This window comes from Salifodinibacter halophilus (genome assembly GCA_012999515.1).
GTDB lineage: Bacteria > Pseudomonadota > Gammaproteobacteria > Nevskiales > Salinisphaeraceae > Salifodinibacter > Salifodinibacter halophilus.
Map to the genome: position 1 here is coordinate 353,523 of JABEEB010000001.1, position 22,612 is coordinate 376,134.

Sequence of the window (22,612 nt, forward strand, 5' to 3'; positions counted from 1 at the left end):
CTAACTGGCTTCGGCGGCCAGCGTTTGTGGTGCGTTAGCCAGGCCCAGTTCAGCCAGTGGTGCGCGAGTTGGTGTGCCAAGTTTTTCCAGCAGCACGGCCAACGTTTGCGCGCGTGTGGCGACATCCGGCATGTCGACAAAAAATACCAGCCGTGCGTCGCCTTCCAGGCGATATGCCGTGGGGTCTGACTGGGCCAGGCTGATCAGCAATTCTGGATCGATGCGTCCGGCTGCGCCGAAATGCAGCCGACCGACGTCCGGCCCGGCTTCCAGTTTTTTCAAGCCTAATTCCTGCCCTGATAGTCGTAGCGCGGCGGCGGCCAGCAGTGTCTCGGCCGGTTCCGGCAGCAGGCCGAAACGGTCGATCAACTCGACTTTCAGTGCGCGCAGTTCGTCGGCGGTCGTGGCACTGCTAATGCGTTTATAAAGCACCAGCCGCATGTGCACGTCGGGGATGTATTCTTCGGGTAGCAGTGCGGCCGCGCCCAACTCGACTTCGGTGGCGGACGGCAAGGCGTCGACGTCGGTGTCCGGCACGTCTCCGCTTTGATAGGCATTGGTCGCGCGGTCGAGCATCTGGCGATACAGATCGAAGCCGACCTCGGCGATCTGCCCGGATTGGCCTTCACCGAGTAGTTCGCCAGCACCGCGGATTTCTAAGTCATGGGTGGCCAGCGCAAACCCAGCGCCCAGATCGCCCATCGAAGCCAGGGCGTCGAGGCGCTTCTCAGCGTCCGGCGTCATGCTGCCCTCGAGAGGGGTTAGCAGGTAAGCATAGGCGCGGTGGTGCGACCGTCCGACGCGGCCGCGTAGCTGATGCAACTGAGCCAGGCCGAAGTTGTCGGCGCGATCGATGATGATGGTGTTGGCTGACGGGACGTCGATGCCGGATTCGACGATGGTGGTGCATAGAAGCACGTCGAAGCGCCGGTGGTAGAAATCCAGCATAACGTTTTCAAGCTCGCGCTCGTGCATCTTCCCGTGGGCGATGCGGATCCGCGCTTCGGGCACGATTTCGGCAAGTTCGCGTGCCTTGCGGTCGATATCGCGGACTTGGTTATAAACGTAGTAGATCTGGCCGCCACGACGCATCTCGCGGCCGACGGCCTCGGTGATCAGTGCGCTGTCGTAGCGTGAGACGAATGTCTGGATCGCCAGCCGCGTATCCGGCGGTGTGGCGATGATCGACAGATCCCTGAGGCCGGAGAGGCTCATGTTCAGCGTGCGCGGGATCGGTGTCGCGGTCAGGGTCAGCAGGTCGACCTGTGCGCGCAGGTTCTTGATCTGCTCTTTGTGACGCACGCCGAATCGATGCTCTTCGTCGACGATCAGTAAGCCCAGCTTATTGAACTTGATATCGTTTGCCAGCAGACGGTGGGTGCCGATGACGATGTCGAGGTTGCCGTTGGCCATCTCGGCAAGCATCTGTTCGCGCTGCTTGCCGGTGCGCAGCCTCGATAGGGCGCCAATGCGCACCGGCCAATCGGCGAATCGGTCGGAAAAACTCTGGTCATGCTGTTGGGCGAGCAGGGTTGTCGGTACCAGCACGCAGACTTGATAGCCGGCATTGATCGCGGTGAACGCTGAACGCAGCGCGACCTCGGTTTTGCCGAAGCCGACATCGCCGCAGACGACGCGGTCCATGGGCGTCGGTGCGGCGAGATCGGACAGCACGTCATCGATTGCGCGTTGCTGATCGGGCGTTTCGGTGAACGGAAAATCGGCGACAAATGTGGCGTGATCGTTGGGATCCGCGACCAGCGATGTCCCCTGGCGTGCCGCGCGCCGTGCTTGAATTTCCAGCAGTTCGGCCGCTGTGTCGCGGGCGCGCTGGGCTGCTTTTTTGCGTGCCTTGGCCCAGCGGTCGTTGCCCAAGCGATGGAGTGGGGCGGTATCGGCGTCGCCGCCGGTGAATCGATGGACCAGATGCAGTGAGCCGACCGGGACATAGAGCAAGTCACCATCGGCGTATTCAATGGTGGCGAACTCGTTTTCAACGCCGCCAGCGGAAAGTTTTTGTAGACCGTGATAGCGACCAACGCCGTTGTCCTGATGGACAACCGGTGCGCCGGGGGCCAGATCACTTAGTTCGCGGATCGCGGTTTCGGGATCGCGCGCCGGGCGTTTGCGGCGTTTTTTCGTTGGCGGTTTCGAGCCGGTCAGCTGGCTTTCAGCGATGAGTGCCAGGCCATCTTCGGCGAGCACAAAGCCAGCCTCGAGCGGCGCGGATGTCACCGCGATCCGCTTGTTACCGTCCACAAAATCGTGCCAACCGTTGACGCGCGCCGGCGTGACGCCCAGACCGGTAAACCAGTCCGCCAGCGCTTCACGGCGTCCGGCTGAGTCACCGGTAATCAGTACGCGGCCGGAGAAATTGTCGATGAAGGTGCGTGCGCTTTGGCCGGTTTCAGCTTCGTTGGCGCCTGTTAAATCCGGTACTGGTGCGGTATCGAACGCAGTATCCGTGTCTGTGGCATGCGCTTCGCCAATCAGCCGGGCCGCTACGCGAGGTGTGAGCGCATCGCGGATCGCGGCCGGTGTCCAAAACGCGTCGCTGGGGGGTAGCAATGGCCGGTCCGGATTAACCGCGCGTTGCTTGTAACGCGACTCCACGCTTTGCCAACCGGCGGCCAACGCGGTGTCGACGTCGCCGATCTCGAATACGCGTGCGCTATTCGGCAGGTAGTCGACCACCGATGCGGTCTCATCGAAGAACAATGGCAGATAGGATTCGATGCCACCGGGGGGGACGCCACGCGAGATGTCGGTGTAGATCGCACTTTTCGACGGGTCGCCGTTAAACGCTTGGCGGTAGCGGCTGCGGAAATACTGGATCGCATCGTCGGCCAGCGAAAACTCGCGCGCTGGTAGCAGCCGCACCGAGTCGATCTTATCGGTCGAGCGCTGTGTTTCCGGGTCGAACGCGCGGATGGACTCGATCTCGTCGTCGAAGAGATCGAGCCGGTAGGGCTGATCGGCGCCCATTGGGAACAGGTCCATGACCGCGCCACGCACCGCGAATTCGCCATGCGTGCGAACTTCCGAGACACCGGCGTAGCCCGCGGCGGCCAGGCGTTCGCGGAGATCGTGGAAGTCTAGTTTTTGGCCGGTGGCGAACGAGATCGCGCGGGCGTCGACGAAACGCTGCGGCGGCAGCGGCTGGAGCAGCGTGTCGGCGGCGACGATCACGATCGTGCGCGTAGCCTGTGGCAATTCGGCCATAAGTGCGAGTCGCGCCGAGACGATGTCGGCATGCGGCGAGAACACATCAAATGGCAGGGTTTCCCAGTCCGGGAAATGGCGTACCGCGAGGTCGTCAGCGGCGAAGAACCGCAGCGCGTCTTCCAGCCGGTAGGCCTGCTGCTCGTCGGCGACTACGGCCAGGCAGAGCGCGTCGTCGCGTTCGGCAGTGCGGGCCAAAGTGAGTGCGTTGGCAGCGCTGGTTGAATTCGGCCAGCGTTGTTGGTCGCCAGCGCGCGCAAACGGTGGCGCGAGCGCACTGGCAGTCTCGATTACTGTATCGGCATCCGTCATAGCGCTCACTATTATCCCACATGCGTTACGACGACAGGCGTGCTGTGGAGCGCGTTGACGGTTATGCAATCGAGCGCGTGCGGCGTTTTCGAATCAGCTGGCATAGATCGTTCGAATTTTCGTGACGCCAAAGGGCAGCGATATGCTTAAATGCGCGCCATGTTTCGACCGCTTGAACTCGCTACCGGCCTGCGCTACACCCGTGCACGTCGGCGGCGAACCCGCTTTGTATCGTTTATCTCGGCAATCTCGATCGGTGGCATCGCGCTCGCGGTGATGCTGCTAATCACGGTGTTGTCTGTCATGAATGGCTTCGAATCGGAGCTCCGCGGCAAAATCCTCGGTATGGCTTCGCATGTCGAGATCACCAGCGCGAGTGGCCCGCTTCAGAACTGGCAGAAACTCCGCGATAAGATCGATGAACGCTATCCGCAGGTAACGGGTGCGGCGCCCTATATACACGGCCAGGGCATGGTGAAAAACGGCCGCCGCATCCAAGGTGTGCGCCTGCGCGGCGTGGTGCCCAAACGCGAGCGCGATGTGTCGGCAGTGGCCAGCAACATGGTTGCCGGCTCGCTGGACTCGTTGCAAAAGGGCAGCTACAAGATGGTCATCGGGAGCGCGCTCGCTGGCCAGCTCAACGTGGGGGTGGGCGACCACATTACGTTGATGGTGCCCAAAGCCAATGTCACGCCCGCCGGTATCGTGCCGCGCTTCCGCCGTTTCACGGTTAGCGGTATTTTCGACGTTGGCATGTATCAGTACGACAGCGGCTTGATCATGGTCGCGATGGGCGATGCCAGCGCGCTGTATCACACCGGCAAGGGTGCGAGCGGTCTGCGGCTACGGCTCAAGGATATGTTCGACGCGCCTCAAGTCAGCCAGACATTATCGAGTGAGCTGGCCTACCGGTTTCGGGTGACGAACTGGACCCAGCAGCACCAGAGCTTTTTCCAGGCCATCAGCACCGAGAAGACGATGATGTTCATCATCCTGAGTCTGATCATCGTCGTGGCGACATTTAATATGGTGTCGATGCTGGTCATGGTCGTCACCGACAAGCAAGGCGACATCGCGATCCTGCGCACGCTGGGGTTAAAGCCACGCTCGGTGATGGCAATCTTCATGATCCAGGGCGTGATGCTCGGTGTCGCCGGCACAATCATCGGCGTAATCCTGGGCGTTTTGTTGTCGGTTTACATGCAGGACATCATCCCCGCGCTTGAAGCATTGCTACACACGCGTTTCCTATCGCCCAACGTCTATTACATCTCCCAGTTGAAAGGGCAGGTCGAAATGGCACAGGTCATCATGATCGCCGCACTTTCTCTCGGGTTGTCGTTTATCTCGACGCTGTATCCAGCCTGGCGTGCGGCACGTGTGCAGCCGGCCGAGGCGCTTCGTTATGAATAGTCCCGCGTCTGCGAACGACGAGCCGATCATCGCTTGCCGCGGGCTGGTTAAGCATTATGACGGTGTCGATGAGCCGTTAACCGTGCTCGATGAACTCGATCTGGAGGTTCCACCGGGTGCCCGGGTGGCGATCGTGGGCACGTCCGGTTCCGGCAAATCCACGCTCATGCATCTGCTCGGCGGCTTGGATACGGCTACCCAGGGCCGCGTCGAGATCGCGGGGCAGGATATTATGCGGCTATCCAACGCCGCCCGCGGTAAGCTCCGTAATCAACAACTCGGTTTCATCTACCAGTTTCATCATCTGCTCCCCGAGTTCACTGCGGCTGAAAACGTGGCGATGCCGCTTTTCGTACGACGAAATCGCATCGCGCCGGCGCTGACCGAGGCACGTGCAGTACTGCAACAAGTGGGGCTTGGCCATCGCGCCGAGCACAAGCCGTCCGAGTTATCCGGCGGTGAGCGCCAACGGGCGGCTGTAGCGCGCGCGCTGATAACACGGCCGTCGGCGATAATCGCTGACGAACCGACCGGCAATCTGGACCATCGCACGGCGGAGCAGGTCTTCGAGACCATGCTCGAGTTAAACGCTTCGATGAACACCAGCCTAATTCTGGCCACCCACGACCGGGCGCTGGCGCGCCGCGCCGATGCTGTGTGGTCGTTGGAAGACGGTCGCCTTGTCCACGCAGATGTCGACGAACTGAACTGACCGGAATCGCACCGAGCGCGCACCGCGTTTAGCGCCGCGGCAAAACTGTGTAATCTTGGTAGCAAGCGGCCCCTGGCCGTAATCAGCGCAATAAACCAATAACAATCTAGCAATGCGTTTTGAGCAGCGCCTTGCGCGCGCCGTCCGGACGTTGGCGTGCGATCCACGTGCGTTGGCGATTGTCGTCGTTGGCGTGGTTGCGTGTGTCTATAACTGGCCGCACGCGCTGTCGTGGTGGTGGTTTGTCGCCGCGCTTTTCCCCATGCTTTGGCGATGGCCGGGCCGGGTGCTGTGGTTGGTCGCCGTGGCTGCGGCATGCTGGGCGACCTGGTCGATCCATGCCCATCAAGCACGCCTGTGGCCGACAGGGCATACAGGCGAGATACACCGCGTTGTCGGCTATGTGGTTGGCTTGCCGGAAAAGCTGCCTTGGCGCACGCGCTTTCGACTGGCCGGCAATAACGGCCGCACAATGCGTTTGAGCTGGTACCAGGATGCACCCGATCTGAAACCGGGCGATTGTGTCGATGTGCGAGCCAAGCTCAAAACCCCGCATGGCTCGGCCAATCCCGGTCTGTTCGACTACGAGGCCTGGTCCTGGCGCAAGAACATCGCTGCGACTGGCTATATCAAACATGCCTTCGGCTGTGATGACGGAGCGGTGTGGACGGTTGATCGTTTGCGAGCCCGCCTGAAGGACAAGCTGATTGCCACGCTCGGCGATGGGCCGGCAACCGGTCTCATTGAAGCGCTCGCGCTTGGCGCCCGTAGCGATATAACGGATACCCAATGGCGTGTGCTTCGCCGTACCGGCACGACACATCTGGTGGCGATCTCGGGGCTGCATATCGGCTTGATCGCCGGCTGGCTGTATTTCATCACACGCTGGCTTGTGCTCCGGTTGCGACCAGGGCGGTGGGCCGAATGGGCTGCGGTTGCCACGGCGGTGGCCGGTGCGAGCGGCTACGCCGCGCTTTCTGGCTTCGCTTTGCCGACCGAACGAGCGCTGGTGATGGTCGCCGCGGCAATGCTCGGTGCACTCGCGCTTCGCTCGGTGGAACGCAGTCGCTTGTTGGCTTTGGCAGCGATCATCGTTGTGATTCTCTGGCCCGCCGCGATACTCGCGCCCGGGTTCTGGTTATCGTTTGGGGCGGTCGCCTGGCTGCTGTATTTGATTCGACCCGCAGCTGGCTCGCGTTGGCGCCAAGCGTTATTCGTCCAGGTCGGGGTGGTTGCTGGCCTGATGCCGTTTACACTTTGGTTTTTCGGCCAAGCGTCGCTGATCGCGCCGTTGGTTAACGCGGTATTAATTCCTGCTGCTGCGATCTTTGTGCCTGCAGTTCTAATTGCGTGTGCCACGGCCTGGGTCGTGCCGAGTCTTGGCGCTGCTATTTTGCATGTCGTCGCTTGGGTGTTGGCGCAGGGCTGGGTAGCGCTGGCCTGGATTGCCGGGTTGCCCGGGATGTCTACGCATCTCGCGGTGCCTGGATTGGCAGCGCTGGTGTTAGCACTCGTCGGCCTCATCTGGTTATTCGCGCCGCGCGGTATGCCCGCGCGCTGGCTCGGGGTGGTGTTGCTTGGTCCGACGGTTTTGGGCTGGCAACCCGCCGATCAGCGGGTGGCCCCCGGTCATTTTATGTTGAGCGTGCTCGACGTCGGTCAGGGCGCGGCCAACGTTGTGCGAACTGCTCGACATACACTGATTTTCGATGCCGGGCCGGCGTATCGCAGCGGCTTCAACGCAGGCCAAGCCATTGTGGTGCCGTATCTTCGGTATTTGGGGATTAATCGAGTTGATGCTCTGGCGCTGAGCCATGGTGACCGCGATCACTCGGGCGGCGCGGCTGCAATTCGCACGGCACTGGATGTTCGCAAACGCCGGGGCGCCCAAAGTCAACATCCCTGTCGCGCTGGCCAGCACTGGCGCTGGGACGGGGTCACGTTCCGATTCGTCTATCCGAATGCGCGCGAGGCTGAATTAGCCGGCTCGGATAATGCCCGCTCCTGTGTTCTGCGCATTACCTCGAACGGCGGTCGGCACGTGCTTCTAACCGGGGATCTCGCAGCCTCGCAGGAGCGCGCGTTGATCCGACGCGAGCCCAATATTATTGCCGATGTTCTCGTTGTGGCTCACCATGGCAGCGCGACATCGAGTTCGGATGCTTTTCTGAATGCTGTCGATCCGCGCTACGCGCTGATTTCGGCCGGCTGGCATAACCGCTGGGGATTTCCGGCATCGGTCGTGCTGCATCGGCTTCGAGCTCGAAATGTCCAAATCGCCAATACCGCGACTGCGGGCGCGATCACGGTTAATGTTGGCGAGCACGTCGATGTATCACGCTGGCGTGCCGTGCACCGTCGCCTGTGGCAACGACCACGTTGGCCTGTGTCTTATAATTCATCCCATTAACTGTTGGCCCGGCCCGCAAAGGCGCTCGGGTTTTGGAGTGCACTTGGCGTCAAACGATGCGGCCGACCGCGAGTCGACACGGCAACTCTATCCGCGACTGCTTAGCTATACCTGGCGTTACCGCGCGATGTTGGCGGGCGCCGGGTTGGCGATGGCGGTTTATGCCGGCACCGATACAGCGCTGATCTACACCCTCAAGCCGCTTCTAAACGGTGGTATTGTTGACCGCGATCCGTGGGTGATTCGATGGTTGCCGTTTGCCATCCTGGCTTTGTTTTGTGTGCGCGGCATCTCGGGCTTCGGCGGCAACTATGGCCTCGAAGTCATCGCCAACCGGGTTATCTTTCGGATCCGTAGCGATTTGTTCGGGCATTGCCTGGTGTTGCCCAGTCGCTTCCTGGACCGTCAGACTACTGGGCGCATTACGGCGCAACTGACGTATTACACGGACCAATTGCGCGGCGCGGCGACCCGCGCGGTCATGTATATGGTTCAGGATTCGCTGCGCATACTGGGCTTTGGCGCGTTGATGTTCTGGGTTAACTGGTCATTGACGCTGATCACACTTGCCGTGGCGCCGCCCATCGCGCTGGTGCTGGCTTGGGTGGCACGCCGGTTCCGACGCTATAGCGAACGCATCCAGCGTGCGATGGGGGATATCACGCACTTGAGTGAGCAAGCACTTAAGTCGCAGCGCGTGGTCAAGATCTTTGCTGGCCATACAGCCGAGGAAACGGCTTTCAACGAGGTCAACGAACATAACCGGCGCATGGCGAATCGTAAGGCCGCGACGAGCGCGGCCAGTGTGCCGGTAACCCAGATATTGGGGGCCGTGGCGGTCGCGTTCGTGGTGGCGTTGGCGGTTCGTGATACCGGCGGCGGGGTCATGAATCCGGGCGATGTCGCGACCTACTTCGGCGCCATGCTGGGTATCATGGGGCCGCTGAAACATCTGACTCAAGTCAACGCGCTGCTTCAAACGGGTATGGCGGCGGCCAGCGCTATATTCGAATTCCTCGACCGGCCCGGCGAGAGTGCGGGCGGTCGCACACGCCTGACCAGGGCGACTGGCCATGTCGTCTACGACAATGTTTGGTTTCGCTACCCCGAAACTGAGACTGACGTTCTTCGTGGTGTGGATCTGACGGTTGCTGCCGGTCAGACCGTGGCAATTGTCGGCCGTTCCGGCAGCGGTAAATCGACGCTGGTGTCGTTGTTGCCGCGTTTTTACGATCCTGCCGATGGTCGGCTTACAGTTGATGGCGTAGATACACGCGATCTCGCATTGGCTGATTTGCGGCATCAAATCGCTTTGGTGGAACAGGAGGTGGTGCTGTTCAACGATACCGTGGCGGCCAATATCGCCTACGGCGCACTTGCGGATGCCAGCCGGCAAGATGTCATTGCAGCAGCCGAGCGTGCGCGGGCTGATGCGTTCATCGCCGAGTTGCCTGGCGGTTATGACGCGGAAATCGGTCAAAACGGCGTCCGGCTGTCGGGCGGCCAGCGTCAGCGTTTGGCGATCGCGCGTGCCGTTCTCAAGGATGCGCCGATTCTACTTCTCGACGAAGCAACCTCGGCGCTCGACAGCGACAGCGAGCATGCAATCCAGGCCGCATTGGCCGATTTGATGGCCGAGCGGACGACGATCGTGATCGCCCATCGGTTGTCGACGATCACCCACGCGGATCAGATTGTGGTGCTCGACGATGGTCATGTGGTTGATACGGGCACGCACGATGAATTGCTCGCGCGTGGCGGTATTTACAAGGGGCTGTATGACGGTCAGTTCGGACGTGCGGACTGACCGGCAGAGCCTGCGGCACTGGCTGGTTCGTCACTGGTACGCCGATACGCCGTTCCCGCTTCTTGCGCCGCTCGGGTGGCTTTATGCACGGGCAATGACGTTGCGGCGCCACGCCTACGCGCGTGGCTGGCTGACTCGATACGCAGTGGGCGCGCCGGTCATCGTGGTGGGCAATATCGATGTTGGCGGTAACGGCAAAACACCGACGGTGATTACACTCGCGCAGGCGATAGCCGAGCGCGGTTGGCGTGTCGGTGTGGTGGCACGCGGCTATGGGGCTACGAGGTGCCAGGCGGCAACTTATCCGATGGATGTGTCGCCTGCGTCGGATCCCGCGCAGGCTGGCGACGAGCCGGTGTTGATCGCGCGTCGCACCTCGGCACAGGTGGTTGTCGACCCCGACCGGGTGCGCGGCGCACGGCGGCTGGTCGAAACCTTCGGTGTTGACGTTGTGCTGGCCGATGATGGTTTGCAACATTTGCGGCTCGCACGTGATCTCGAAATCGCGCTGGTTGATGGCGAGCACGGCCTCGGTAACCGTCGATGTCTGCCGGCCGGCCCGCTGCGCGAAGCGCCCGCACGGCTTTCGAGTGTAGATTTTGTCGTGACACGAGGGCAGGGGCAGGACTTTGTAATGGTCGCCGGGCAGCCGCAAAATATTGCAACGAGCGAGCGCGCCACGCTTGCCGCATTCAGTGAGCGGCCGGTAGCGGCGCTCGCTGGGATCGCTCAGCCCAGTCGATTTTTCACTATGTTGGAGGCCGCCGATATTACGTTTACTGCCTGGCAGCCCGGAGACCACGGGCAAGCGCCTGACGTGCTGGTCGATGACGATGACGTGCCGGTCCTGATGACCGAAAAAGATGCAGTCAAGTGGCCAGCGCGCGCGGCGGCCCGTGCCTGGGCGATACCAGTGGAAGCACAGTTCGCGCCTGCCCTTCAAGCAACGCTCGTGTCGGCTATCGAGCGCGTTATTACTCGCTATCATGACTGAGTCAGAACAACCACCCATTGTGGTCGTGCCCGCGCGCATTGGGAGTACGCGTTTGCCGGGCAAGATGCTGCGCGAGATCGCGGGCGAGCCGCTGATCGCGCATACGGTGCGTGCTGTCCTCGCATCGGGGCTCGAGGCGCTTGTTGCTACCGACGATGCGGCCGTTGCAGACGCGGCACGCACGGCCGGCGCGGACGCTTTGATCACGCGCGCTGACCACCACTCGGGCACCGATCGTATCGCCGAGGTCGCCGAGCGGCTTGGCTGGGCCGAAATGCGGATCGTGGTCAATATCCAGGGCGACGAACCGCTGATGCCGGCTGTGCTGATTGAGCAGGTTGCGGCCACCCTCGCGGCGGACCCGGGCGCCGATCTCGCCACGGCGGCTACGCAGATCACCAGCACTGACGCTTGGCAAAGTGCGGATGTGGTCAAGGTAGTGACTAATGACGACGGTCGCGCGCTTTATTTTAGTCGTTCGCCCATTCCTTGCGACCGGGACGGTGACGTGGATCGCCCGCCAGTGACTGCGCGTCGGCATATCGGCATTTATGCGTATCGTGTGGGCGCATTGCGCACGCTGGCGGCTGCACCGGCTGCCAGCCTTGAAACACTGGAAAAACTGGAACAACTAAGAGCACTGGCGATCGGCCAGGCCATTGCCGTGGTCGATGCTTGTGAAACACCCGGGCCGGGTGTGGATGTCGCTGCCGATCTCGATGCCGTGTCCGCCCATCTTCAACCAAGTGACAAGCCATGACCCATCGCGTATCCGTTTTGTTCGTTTGCCTTGGCAACATTTGCCGTTCGCCGACAGCACACGGCGTGCTGCGTGCCAAGGTCGACGCCGCCGGCCTGTCATCGCACGTTGTGGTCGACTCGGCAGGCACGGGTAACTGGCATGTAGGTGCCACGCCAGACCGCCGTGCGCGAGCAACCGCGCGTGCGCACGGCGTGTCGATCGATGATCTGAGCGCTCGCCAAGTCACCGCGGCCGATTTGGCGGATTACGACTATGTGATTGCCATGGACGGTGAGAACCATGCCGACCTATGTGTCATGGCAACCGTCAATGGTGTGGCTGGCGACCGCGTGTCGTTGTTCACGCATTGGTGTCCGGACGACGAGGAATCGGAGGAAGGCGTGCCCGATCCCTACGCCGGTGGCGATGCGGGAGTTGAACTCCGGTTTTGTCTTCCCCAATTTCACCATAACGTACTGATTATAAAGAAACTCGCTATCGCTGGTTCAGCTGATGTGTAATTGAGCGTGTATAGGATACAGCCTCCTTAATAGCTGGAACAACCGCTGCCACTGAGATCGGTGTTGGTATAGACCACGGATCGACACTAATTACTTTATCTGATCTACTGAAAACCTCTGAAAAATAAGAGGTTAAAAAAATGAGGGCGAAGGGGAAAGACATCACTGAGCTGTTCGGCTATCAGTCGGATGACTTAAGCGATACTGCGCGTGAGTATCACAGGAATGCGGAGTGTCCATTCGTTGGAGGGATCTGCTCTAAAAGCAATAGTGATCAGTCTATTGTCTACGGTGTTTGCTCGGTCTCCAACGGTAATCAGAAGACTCCAGGCACTGAAGTTGTGGTGTGCCCTAAAAGGCTTTATGCAGAATCGTTTCGAACCTTGCGGACGGTGGCTGATGAGGTTTGGGGAGCACTCCCGTTCGTAATAGGTGGAACTACCAGTGAATTAAGAGCTGAGGCGCTCAAACATCAGGAGGCGGTCGTCGCCTTTGGTCAAGGGTCGGGGAATGAGGTTGGAGTTCCTGGTGAAGCTAAGCTGAGTATGGACTGGGTACTTCAACGCTATGCCTGTCAAAATGGCCAGCTGGTTCCGAAAGACTTCGTCGGCATCGAAGTGCAGAGCATAGACATAACCAATAACTATCGGGAGTGTCAGCTAGCTTATAGCGAAATGCGAGTCAGGGAAGATCCTGAGCATTATATTCCGAACTCTGGGCATGGCTTGAACTGGGCCAATGTGCATAAGCGTCTCATCCCGCAGATTCTCAGAAAAGGCAACATTTATCAGGATGTTGAGAGGTGCAGAGGGTTTTTCTTTATCGTTCCCGAGGCGGTCTTCCAAAAATTTGAATCTGTTTTGGGAAACTTGCCCACTTCGCCACAGGCGCGAAAAGATGTCTTGTCGGTGCACACCTATGTATTGGGGCGCCCTGTCCCAAGTGGTCAAATCCGTGCACTAGAGAAGTGTCGAACCGTGCACTTACCGCTCTCAGAAGTTTCGGATGCGTTTGTGAGCCGTCAATTTGAAGAAGTAGCTGAGCAATTTGATCAAAAGCTCCAAGGCTTCCTATAGGCTCATACGAGTGCGAGGTTTTGTTGAACGCCTTCCCCGATTGTTGGTAATTCTTCAGCGTGGCCGGAAAGCTGCGCTAAAACACGCGCCCCCAACTGTTCGGCGAACATTGGGGGGACCGCGTTGCCCACTTGTTTGTATTGCTCTGCAAGACTCCCGTAAAAGCGGTAGTGGTCAGGAAAAGCCTGCAGGCGTGCTGCTTCACGAACACTAAGAACGCGGTCTTGGTCCGGATGAATGTAGCTTCCCCAGTGGGGATCGCATTTAGTTAGGATCGTACTTGCTATACCGTCAGGGTGAAGGCGTCCATACCTCTTTGTATGATCCGATCTCCTGGCCCTCTTCATGCCCTTTGGAAGCAGGTCAAATGGTATGTCGCGCCAAGAGCCACCGGGGGGTATGTGTTCGAGCCTTGCGGTGTTGGAAGGGCCTAAACCTGCGCATATATGGTTGGTTAGTTCATTACTGTCCCGACGCATTTGAGTCTGATACTCGGAGGTTGGTTGCTGCGTGTAGGGTTGGATCAACTCTCCTCCACCATTGTCGATAGGCGGGAGATCGCCAATGGCCTCATCTATCGTTGTGTGGTTCGAATAGTTTGCAACCTGTCTCACGTAATCAAGATCGAGAGTAAGCTGATTGCCGGCAAACTTGGTGCCGAAGTTTGGCCGTCCTGAAGCAAAGTGGGTTGGGACAGGGAACAGTGATTCTGGCTGAATGGGTTGGGTGGTTGCTATGAAAACAGTACGCCAACGCATCTGTGGAATGCCATAGTGCGGCATAAATACGATGCGAACGCCAACTGTGTACCCAAGTTCCTCAAGTGCAAGGAAAATGTCTCTTATGGTTTTGCCTTTTTCAAAGGATACCATCCCTGGCACATTTTCGATTACGGCTACCTTGGGGCGAAACTCCTTCACAAACTTTAGATATTCAAGGAACAAATGGTTTCGCTCATCTTCAACTGAACGAATCGGAGCATTGATAGAGAAGCCCTGACAGGGCGGGCCGCCCGCTAGGAAGTCGAGTTCGCCTTTTTCCAGAGCCAATCCTCGCCTGATTCTTGCTGGGTCAATTTCACGAACGTCTTGGACTGAAATTTCAGTGGATGGATGATTGCCTTTGAGAGTTTGCGCAAAGGCTTCTTCGACCTCATTGGCAAAAACGACATCATAGCCTGCACTGATTAGCCCAGCAGATAGACCGCCAGTTCCGGCAAAAAGGTCAATAGCAGTGGGTCTTCTCATTTTCCGTCAGCCTAACTTCAAATGAATTACAACCGGCTTCTTTGGCTGCCCGTGTTAGCGCGTCCAAGGTTTTGAATACTCGCGTGTGGCCTCTCTGCGAGACTAGTCGCGAGGAGTGTTGATTCAGCGATGCTTCCAGTATGAATCCGTTGAGCTGCTCTATCGCGACCACGTGGGCTCCGGCGGCAACAAGATCTGTGAGTGTCTTAGTGTCCATAAGACTCTATCAGAAGTCAAATAATGACAAACAAAAATGCAAAAATGATTGTCGATGTTTGCTGCTTCGAACTATAGCAAGGTAAGAGCGCTCTCGATAGCGGCTGGGGGGGTCCAGAGCGCTGTTACCTGATGTATAACTCTCTGTCACCATAGTTGCATTAATCAACTAACTGAGCCCAGTAGCGTTTGACGGTTCTTAGTGATAGTCCAGATTTTTCCGCAACCCTTTTTTGAGTAGGGTTATCTGCTGACTCTTTGACACTGTCAATTGCTGCTTGGAGCTTAGACCCGCTCTCCTCGCGCCTCTTGCTGTTCGTGTGGTGAGCTCCGATTGCTTGGCGTTCTGTGCCGCTGAACTGTTTCTGCTCGGGCGTAAGAATGCCCAAACGATATGGGCGCGAGGGATCGTAGCTGTTCCAGCTCCACTTGCTTATAGACTTCGTTATTGCGCGGACTTCCTTTTCTCCTAGCGGATCAGAAAATAGTTGGTTCGCACGGTACGCAAATTGAAAAACCGCATCCTCAAAACCATCTCTTTGCCCTCTCTCCTTATAGCCTCCAACAATACTGTAAGCGAAGTGTCTTGAGCTTCTGAAGAGAGCCGAATTTCGCCCCAAGGCACTTTCGGAAGTGGTGGGAGTGCGAGCCTTGGTCAGCTCGTCGGGTATCCAGTCCAGCAGCTCCAGAAGCTCCCATTTTTTATCGTGAATAGGGATTCCGTTGAACTGGGGAGAGAGAGGGTTCTTGGTAATAAAATGTTGGTAGCCAATGTCTGCCCCCAACAAGCCAGTTAGGCCTCTCTTAACTGAGTGAAGGAGTTTTCTTGGAGGTAGTCGCCCGTTTTTTCCTGTGTTGACAGGAGTCTGAAGCTCATACAGTAGATGTCCCCTGGGGCCTTTTTCACCAGGCCGTATGGAGCTGTTAAGAGTTATGATATTCGGCTGAGGTGCAATTGCTGTATCCAGTGCGCCTAAGGCGTCGCCGTCGATGTCCAAGCAAATATATCGAGTTATTCCAGGAGGATTGAACTGGACGTATTTTTTTTCGGACACATGCTTTTTGGGCAGGATCTCTAAACCGTACTGCAAGTCATCAGAGCAATACGGCTTGTGGGGTAGGTTGCTGAAAAAATTAGATAAAATAGTGCATTCCATAGCTTTTCTCCTTATTGTTTTTCGAAATTGACTACAAGTAGCCAATATATACCAGCTATCATATTTTGCGGGCTTGTCAATACAGGGGGGTTGGGGGATTTCCCCCAACAAGAAGCAAACTCCGAAGGGGGTTTGCTATCTTGAAAAACCTCAACAAGCTGATTTGACAAAACTTTGTGGCGTGGTAAAACGATAAATAGGAAACAAAAAATGATGTTATGCAAGGAGTTAAGAATTGGACCGTAGTCGCTAAGACACTGAAAACTGAAAGCGAGACTGTTAACTATGCGCAGTATCTTTCAGACTCGAACCACCCGAACCATAAGAAGACGGAGATCATTCCTCTTCATGGCAACGCGACAAGGCTCGCTTATGAAGCGTGCGAAAGAGCTCAGAAGCTAGATGCCCTCAACCGGAGCAAAAAGGGAGGTCGACCTCCGGCTCAGCAGGTGAGTTTCAATCTGGTTCTGCCCTCTCCACTCGACATAAGGCCCACCAAGCAACAATGGAAATCGGTAGCCAAAACCGTTTTGAAGACCCTGGCAGAACGGTTTGACTTGCCTTATCAGGCTCTCTTGGCCAATTGTTTCGTAAACGCACACAATCAAGAAAACAGTCATCTCAACCTAGTTTTCGCAAACGTTTGGAAGGGGCAAGACGGCAGTCTAGAGACTGTCAGGTCTCTGAAGCAGCGGCAATTTCTCTCACACCTGAAAATTGCTTTTACTGAAGCTGCAAACATTGAATTTGGTATTGATAATCGACGCTACGAGCCAGAAAGAACGGATTTAGGGGCTCGACAGGATCGCCGGAGATCTCTCGAAGAGAAGAACCAGGAAAGGGAAGTATTACCGATTGATCTATATCTTAGTGAGAGATTAGAGCCGAATACCCTCAACCGCCTGAGAAAATTGGCATTCGCTACCGATACGGGGGATCAGAGGCAAATAAACCGCCAGAGAAACCGGATCGAGAGAAGCTATAAAGACGACCCGGACCTTCAAAGAAAGGTATCCGAGTTGCTTGATGACCCCGAAAAGATTCGGGGTTTACTGGAGCTGGCACCGCATGTTCAGGATGCCGGAAGAAAACCCGGCGGTTCAGGTCCCAAGTATCGGAGGGGGCCTTCATGATTGATTCAATTTTGGACAAGTTGGAGATCTCACTTTCGGAGTTGAAAGACTGGTTGAGCGAGCTGCTTGGCGATCTTTCTCCAACTATTAAAGACAAAGTGATTGACTATTTACTTCGAAACCCAAAGTATCTTTTGCCGTTTTTGAGGGGCGATGTCTCTTTGGAGGAAGTATTCAGCGCGGAATTGGATCCTCTACCTGATACAGAGATTGAATACCGTATGCCGGACTCGATGCTTCGACAATGGGCTGATGACGACGACCTGGCATCCCTGGTCGTCTTCGGGGGATTGACACTATTCCTGGCTGTAGAGTTCATCGAGCGGCGCAAACTTAAGCGTAAGCAAAGCGATGGTGAAGGCGTTCGTACACACCGTCGCCAGAGACCGAAAAATTTTCGATCTCTCGACCCTTAAAAAAACGTTCTTTCTCTGCGAGGCGGTGATTGTTCACCGCCCAATGGAGCTAATCTCAATCGGATTGATACTCTATTGCGTTCACTATTCGTGCAAGATCGCTTATGTCTCGGGTGGCGCCTCGTCCGTACACGCCAACCGTGATGTTTTCCGGGGCGTGGCCTACGAGAAACTGTATCAGGTGAATGGGGGCTGCCCCTTGTTGTTCGAGAGCTTTACTGACGAATGTATGTCGAAGAGAGTGGAAAGTTAGTTTCCGTTTCTCATCATTTTTTATGCCTTTTAATCCTTTCCAACCGCGATGGCCTCTGTGGGACTCGTTAAACCATCTGCTGGCGTTTTTAGAAAATTTACCGCCCGTGTAGGTGCAGTGCACAAAAAGCTGCTGGTCTTCACTATGCGTTCGTTTACGTGCTCTCCAGAATTCTAGGAATCCCGCTTGAATTAACTCATCATGTATCGGGATGATTCGTAAGGCGCTGGGGGTCTTGTAGGACTGCCTTGGATAGGTCTGTGTTAGGTCGAAGCAGGGGATGCCATTGATCTCGCGAATATTCCCAATATGCAGGGAGCAGATCTCATCTAGACGCATGCCGCTGTACGCGCCGATCTGGACTATCCATTTTTGATAGTCTTTTTTCAGTTCTTTCAGGTCTTCATTGGACGGCAAGAGGGCGAGCACCTCGTTGTCAGTGAAGCGCGATTGTCGCGCAGTTTGGCTCGCGTCTTTTTTGGTGCTCGGAAGCCAGCCCTTAAAGAAGTTCTCACTTGTGTAGCCGCGTGTAGAGGCGAATGAGAAGAGTGTCGATATCTTCGTGATGTAATTCCGGATTGTCCTCTCACTAAGGAGATCAACGCCTTTCGAAACCTGTAAACGGTCAAAGAGCTCTCTCTGGCTTAGGTTCCTGAAATTAGGGTCTTTGTTGAGGTTTTTCGGCATTTTTCGCAGGAATTTTTCGAACTCCCGAGCGTGCCGATGGGTGAAGGTTTCCATGATGAAATCCTCTCCCAAAAATGCGACGAGACGATCGAAGATAGCCCGGTAATTCTTGATCGAACCATCACTGAGCCGGCTTTCGTTAGCATCGAAGAAGTCTTCGATCAGCTGTCGGGGGGAGGTCTGTTCGACACCGCCCTGATTTTCGGTGTCCTGGCCTTGTGTGGGTGCAACGAAGTCCTCTACCTCCGCGAGCTTCGGTTCTGGAGGCGTAGGGTAGGTGCCGCTTGATTTGAAGCCGGATGCTTCCATGAATTGCACCAAGCGGTCGTTGACCTTTTTCATTTGCTCCTGTGTATCGATAGCTCTGTACGCGGCAATTGCCCCCGCATACTCCTCCAGGAGGGCCTCAGGAAACTCGCTGTATTTTCCACTGGCTAGAATGCGTTTAGTTTCCTCATCCTCGTCAACCTCAAATCGTCTTAGCTGACGAGAGAAGTCCGAGATCTGCTTGACTGCCTCTCGGATGCTTTGTGCCACTTGTTGAGCGACGACCGCGTAGTCGTACTCTGACGTCGCTCCAAGGTCATAGTTTTGCGCTGCTCTTTTGACGATCTCAGGAGACGGCTCATCGACAGATGCATAGCCCTTGTCTACTGCCGTATCCAGGATAGATAGATCGTATTCAGGATGGCGCATGAGGCATAGTTTGAAGCCGTTCAGATACTTCTCGTAGTGGTCCTTTAAGAATTTACGAACGTTCTGGGCGTGCATATGCTCGAGGTCTTTGCTCTCAAAAAAATTCGTGAATATACGAGCTAGATTCCAAGCAAGGTACCTTGCGGTGCGCAAGTCCCCAGTCCTTAGACTCTTTAAAAACTCCCTCGAGTGTAGTCGATCACCCAAGACCTTGGGGTAGGCGATTCTGAAATAAAACGTGTTGTTGATTCTTCGGAGATATGAGGGCTGGGACATGGCAGTACCTCGCTGTGTAAGGCAATGTGAATCAGCGAGGCAAGCCATTTAAGAAAATGCTTTAAGATCAGTTATCTACGTTATGTTTGGTGGAGACGGCGGGATTCGAACACGTTTTCTCGATGATTGATGCCGGCACCGATACGATGATGGAGCGTATCCGCGCCGACCTAGCGCCGCGCTGAGTGCGCGGCCCGGCGCGGTCGAGGATCATCGACCGCGCCGGTAGCCGGTTACGACGAGTGCTGTGCGTCGTCAGCCGATTTTGTTTCGACCTGACGCAACGACGTCGGTTCGCTTTCGGTGGCTCCAGACTTGTTGTTTGCGACCGGCCCATCAGCTGCGTCCGCGGCAGCACTTGACGCTACTTGGCCGTCTGCGCGCTCGCTATCGCTGTTATCGGCACGTTGCTTTTTATGGCCGGTTGGCTCGTTCGAGGCCTGTCGTGCGTTGTCGCTGGCTTCGATCGCCGACCATCCTTCGCTTTCGCTGGCGGGTTCGCTAGCGGGCGTTTTATTGGCCGTGTTGTCGGTGTCGTTGTTATTGGCGTTGTTGTTGCCACGGCGTTTCGGTTTTTGCTTCTGCGCCGACGATGAACGCTCGTTCGTCTGATTGGTCTCTGCGTTGTCATTGCCGCTGTCGTGGCCGGCGGTGTCGTTATTTTTGGGCGCCGCAGTAGTCGCTGCTTCGGCTTCGGCGTCCTTGTCTTTTTGTTGAGTGTCAGCCGACTGCTCACTCTGAGTCTGCTGTTCGTTGGCTTGATTGCTGTTGCGATCGCGCCCACTGCGCCGTCCACGGCCACCACGGCGCCGCCGGCGGGTCCGGGTCGAATCCGATTTGTTGGTGTTGGCTTGCCCGGTGCTATCGGCTTGTTTAGCCGTTGTCTCGGGTTGTTCGGTATTGGCGTTTGATGTCGGTGTCGCTGATTGGGCGTTCGAATCCTGTTTGGTCTGGGGATTCGTCTGTTGCCCACTGTCGGTTTGTTTCGATGACCGGTTAGTGTTTTTCTTGGAGCCGTTGTTGTTGGCGTTGGCCTGCTGCTTAGAGGCGCCATTGCCATTATCGTTTCCGGCACCACGCTTGGTTTGATTGTTTTTGTTCGACTGCTTGCTGGTCTGATTCGCGCTGCCGGTTTTACCGGACGAACTATTATCCGCGGCCGTTTTCTGGTTATCGTTTTTCTGGCTATCGTTGCCGCTCGTCTGATTCGCGGTGCTGTTTTTCTGGCTGCTGCGGCCACGCCCGCCGCGCCGGTTACGGCCACCGCGGCGGTTGTTGCTTTGCCGCTGGTCGTTCGAGGCGTTGTCTTGTTTGGTCGATGACCGTTGCTGGTTATCGTTGCCTGTGTTGCCCGTGCCTGTGTTGGACTTGCCGCCGGTCGCGGCTGCGTCACCGTTATCGGTGGTTTGCGCTTTTTGATTTGCTGTTTCGCTCGTTGTCTCGGCGCCCAGGAATTTCCGGAGCGTCACACGCACGGCCTGCCATGAATTCGGCAGCGAGCCGAGTAGTCCGGCAGCTGGTTTCGAGTGTGTCAACGAGGGCGCTTGGGGTCGGCTGATCCGGCTAACCGCAGGTGTTTCACGGCTCGTTTTGGAACCGTATTCCATGGGGTCGGGCGCACTGTCCGTTTCCGGCGCGCTACTCGCGAGTCGGTAACTGCGCGTAATCCCGTCGGTTTCGTCGGATTCGTCACTACGTACGCGTCGGATCTCGTAGTACGGCGTGTCGAACGCGGCATTCGGCACGACGGTTATATCCGTGCTGGCGCGCCTTTCCAAGGCCGCTATCTCACTACGTTTTTCGTTGAGCAAGAAACTCGCGACATCGACGGGCACCTGCAGTACGACGCGGCCGGTGCCCGGTTTGGTGGTTTCTTCTTCCAGCACCCGGAGCAATGAAAGCGCGAGAGAAGCGACGTTTCGTATTGTGCCGCGACCGCTGCAGCGTGGGCAGACCCGGCTGGCGTGCTCCGACAACGAGGGTTTTAAACGCTGCCGCGACATTTCGAGCAGTCCGAAACGCGAGATGCGACCAATTTGAACGCGTGCGCGATCGGACTGGGCGGACTCGCGAAGCCGGTTTTCAACTTCGCGCTGGTGTTTCGACTCGTCCATGTCGATGAAGTCGATAACCACAAGACCGCCGAGGTCACGAATCCGCAATTGGCGAGCAATTTCCTCGGCCGCTTCCAGGTTGGTATTGAAAGCGGTCTCTTCGATGCCGCTGCCCTTGGTCGCGCGCGCCGAGTTGATGTCGATCGACGTCATGGCCTCCGTATGATCGACGATGATCGAACCACCGGCGGGCAACTGGACCTCGCGTTCGAAAGCCGACTCGATTTGCGACTCAACCTGGAAACGCGAGAAAAGCGGTGTCGCGTCGTCGTAGTATTTAAGCTTGTCGAGCGCACCGGGCATAACCTGGCGCATGAAATCACGCCCGGTGTTGTAGACATCCTGGTCGTCGATAACCACTTCGCCGATGTCATCGCGGAGATAGTCACGCAGAGCGCGCACGATAATGTTGGATTCCTGATAGATCAGGAATGGCGCTTTGCTCTTGTCAGCGGCTGCATGGATGGCATTCCACACCTCGACCAGATAATCGAGATCCCACTGCAATTCATCGGCGTGGCGTCCGACACCGGCTGTGCGCACGATCACGCCCATATTGCTCGGTGCGGTGACTTCGTTGAGGGTCTCGCGGAGCTGTTCGCGGTCGTTGCCTTCGATGCGTCTCGATACACCGCCGGCGCGGGGGCTGTTCGGCATCAGTACCAGATAGCGACCGGCCAGGCTTATAAACGTGGTTAGCGCCGCGCCTTTTGTGCCGCGCTCTTCCTTTTCCACCTGGACAATCAGTTCCTGGCCTTGGGTCAGGGAGTTTTTGACGTTGTCGCTGGCGGTGTTCTGGAGATAGTGACTGGCAACTTCCTTGAGCGGTAGAAAACCGTGCCGATTGCCGCCGTAATCGATGAAAGCCGCCTCGAGACTTGGCTCGACGCGCGTGACCTTGCCTTTGTAGACGTTGGCTTTACGCTGCTCGCGATTGCCGACTTCGATGTCTAGATCATGGAGCTTCTGTCCGTCGACTATGGCAACCCGCAACTCTTCTGGTTGGGTTGCGTTGACTAAAATTCGTTTCATGAAGATTGTTTCCGAGCGGCGCTCGACTGCCATACCACGTATCGCGATATACGACGCACGGGCCTATAGCGGCCGGAGCAGTCGAAGGTATCTGGGTGGACGCGGGTGATTGCATAAAGCAGGAGCGCGTAAATGGTTGTATTCGTCTGCGACGCGGCTTGGGTGGTATCGGCTCA

Annotated in this window: 15 protein-coding genes; 10 read left to right on the forward strand and 5 right to left on the reverse strand. The window is 57.0% G+C overall.

Annotation, left to right across the window (positions count from 1 at the left end):
- On the reverse strand, positions 1-3,543 hold the full coding sequence (gene mfd, locus HKX41_01620) for a transcription-repair coupling factor (protein ID NNC22859.1): 3,543 nt from the start codon (positions 3,541-3,543) through the stop codon (positions 1-3).
- 150 nt (positions 3,544-3,693) lie between these two features.
- Here mfd and HKX41_01625 point away from each other — a divergent pair, with 150 nt between their 5' ends.
- The 8 genes from HKX41_01625 (at position 3,694) to HKX41_01660 (ending at position 13,209) form a co-directional block, all read left to right on the forward strand.
- Positions 3,694-4,947, forward strand: a complete 1,254-nt coding sequence (locus HKX41_01625; GenBank protein ID NNC22860.1) for a lipoprotein-releasing ABC transporter permease subunit — start codon at positions 3,694-3,696, stop codon at positions 4,945-4,947.
- Entirely contained in the window at positions 4,940-5,659 is a 720-nt protein-coding gene (locus tag HKX41_01630; protein ID NNC22861.1) for an ATP-binding cassette domain-containing protein, read from the forward strand. The genes HKX41_01625 and HKX41_01630 overlap by 8 nt, the downstream gene beginning before the upstream one ends.
- 112 nt (positions 5,660-5,771) lie before the next feature.
- Positions 5,772-8,069, forward strand: coding sequence for a DNA internalization-related competence protein ComEC/Rec2 (locus HKX41_01635; GenBank protein ID NNC22862.1), 2,298 nt, complete (start codon positions 5,772-5,774; stop codon positions 8,067-8,069).
- Positions 7,990-9,876, forward strand: a complete 1,887-nt coding sequence (msbA, locus tag HKX41_01640) for a lipid A export permease/ATP-binding protein MsbA (protein ID NNC22863.1) — start codon at positions 7,990-7,992, stop codon at positions 9,874-9,876. The genes HKX41_01635 and msbA overlap by 80 nt, the downstream gene beginning before the upstream one ends.
- Complete coding sequence (locus HKX41_01645) at positions 9,848-10,870, forward strand: tetraacyldisaccharide 4'-kinase (GenBank protein ID NNC22864.1); 1,023 nt, start codon at positions 9,848-9,850, stop codon at positions 10,868-10,870. Before msbA ends, HKX41_01645 begins: the two co-directional genes overlap by 29 nt.
- Positions 10,863-11,630 (forward strand): 3-deoxy-manno-octulosonate cytidylyltransferase, encoded by a 768-nt coding sequence (gene kdsB, locus HKX41_01650; GenBank protein ID NNC22865.1) that lies wholly within the window; start codon positions 10,863-10,865, stop codon positions 11,628-11,630. The genes HKX41_01645 and kdsB overlap by 8 nt, the downstream gene beginning before the upstream one ends.
- Positions 11,627-12,133: a low molecular weight phosphotyrosine protein phosphatase gene (locus HKX41_01655; GenBank protein ID NNC22866.1), complete on the forward strand. Its 507-nt coding sequence runs from the start codon at positions 11,627-11,629 to the stop codon at positions 12,131-12,133. The genes kdsB and HKX41_01655 overlap by 4 nt, the downstream gene beginning before the upstream one ends.
- 140 nt (positions 12,134-12,273) lie before the next feature.
- Positions 12,274-13,209 carry a restriction endonuclease gene (locus HKX41_01660; GenBank protein NNC22867.1) on the forward strand — a complete coding sequence of 312 codons (936 nt, stop codon included), beginning with the start codon at positions 12,274-12,276 and terminating at the stop codon, positions 13,207-13,209.
- 2 nt (positions 13,210-13,211) lie between these two features.
- Here HKX41_01660 and HKX41_01665 read toward each other — a convergent pair whose 3' ends face one another.
- Complete coding sequence (locus HKX41_01665; GenBank protein NNC22868.1) at positions 13,212-14,456, reverse strand: DNA cytosine methyltransferase; 1,245 nt, start codon at positions 14,454-14,456, stop codon at positions 13,212-13,214.
- Positions 14,457-14,833: 377 nt separating this feature from the next.
- The gene (locus tag HKX41_01670; protein ID NNC22869.1) at positions 14,834-15,829 is read right to left on the reverse strand and encodes a hypothetical protein; all 996 of its coding nucleotides are present in this window, start codon (positions 15,827-15,829) and stop codon (positions 14,834-14,836) included.
- Between the two features lie 218 nt (positions 15,830-16,047).
- Here HKX41_01670 and HKX41_01675 point away from each other — a divergent pair, with 218 nt between their 5' ends.
- Together HKX41_01675 and HKX41_01680 are read left to right on the forward strand one after the other, a co-directional pair.
- Positions 16,048-16,962: a hypothetical protein gene (locus HKX41_01675; protein NNC22870.1), complete on the forward strand. Its 915-nt coding sequence runs from the start codon at positions 16,048-16,050 to the stop codon at positions 16,960-16,962.
- A complete protein-coding gene (locus tag HKX41_01680; protein ID NNC22871.1) occupies positions 16,959-17,378 on the forward strand; it encodes a hypothetical protein in 420 nt (139 codons plus the stop codon). The genes HKX41_01675 and HKX41_01680 overlap by 4 nt, the downstream gene beginning before the upstream one ends.
- Before the next feature lie 55 nt (positions 17,379-17,433).
- On the opposite strand, the gene HKX41_01685 is transcribed toward HKX41_01680, so the two are convergent.
- Both HKX41_01685 and HKX41_01690 read right to left on the reverse strand, forming a co-directional pair.
- Positions 17,434-19,089, reverse strand: coding sequence for a site-specific integrase (locus HKX41_01685; protein ID NNC22872.1), 1,656 nt, complete (start codon positions 19,087-19,089; stop codon positions 17,434-17,436).
- Between the two features lie 434 nt (positions 19,090-19,523).
- Complete coding sequence (locus tag HKX41_01690; GenBank protein NNC22873.1) at positions 19,524-22,436, reverse strand: Rne/Rng family ribonuclease; 2,913 nt, start codon at positions 22,434-22,436, stop codon at positions 19,524-19,526.
- Between the last annotated feature and the right edge of the window lie 176 nt (positions 22,437-22,612).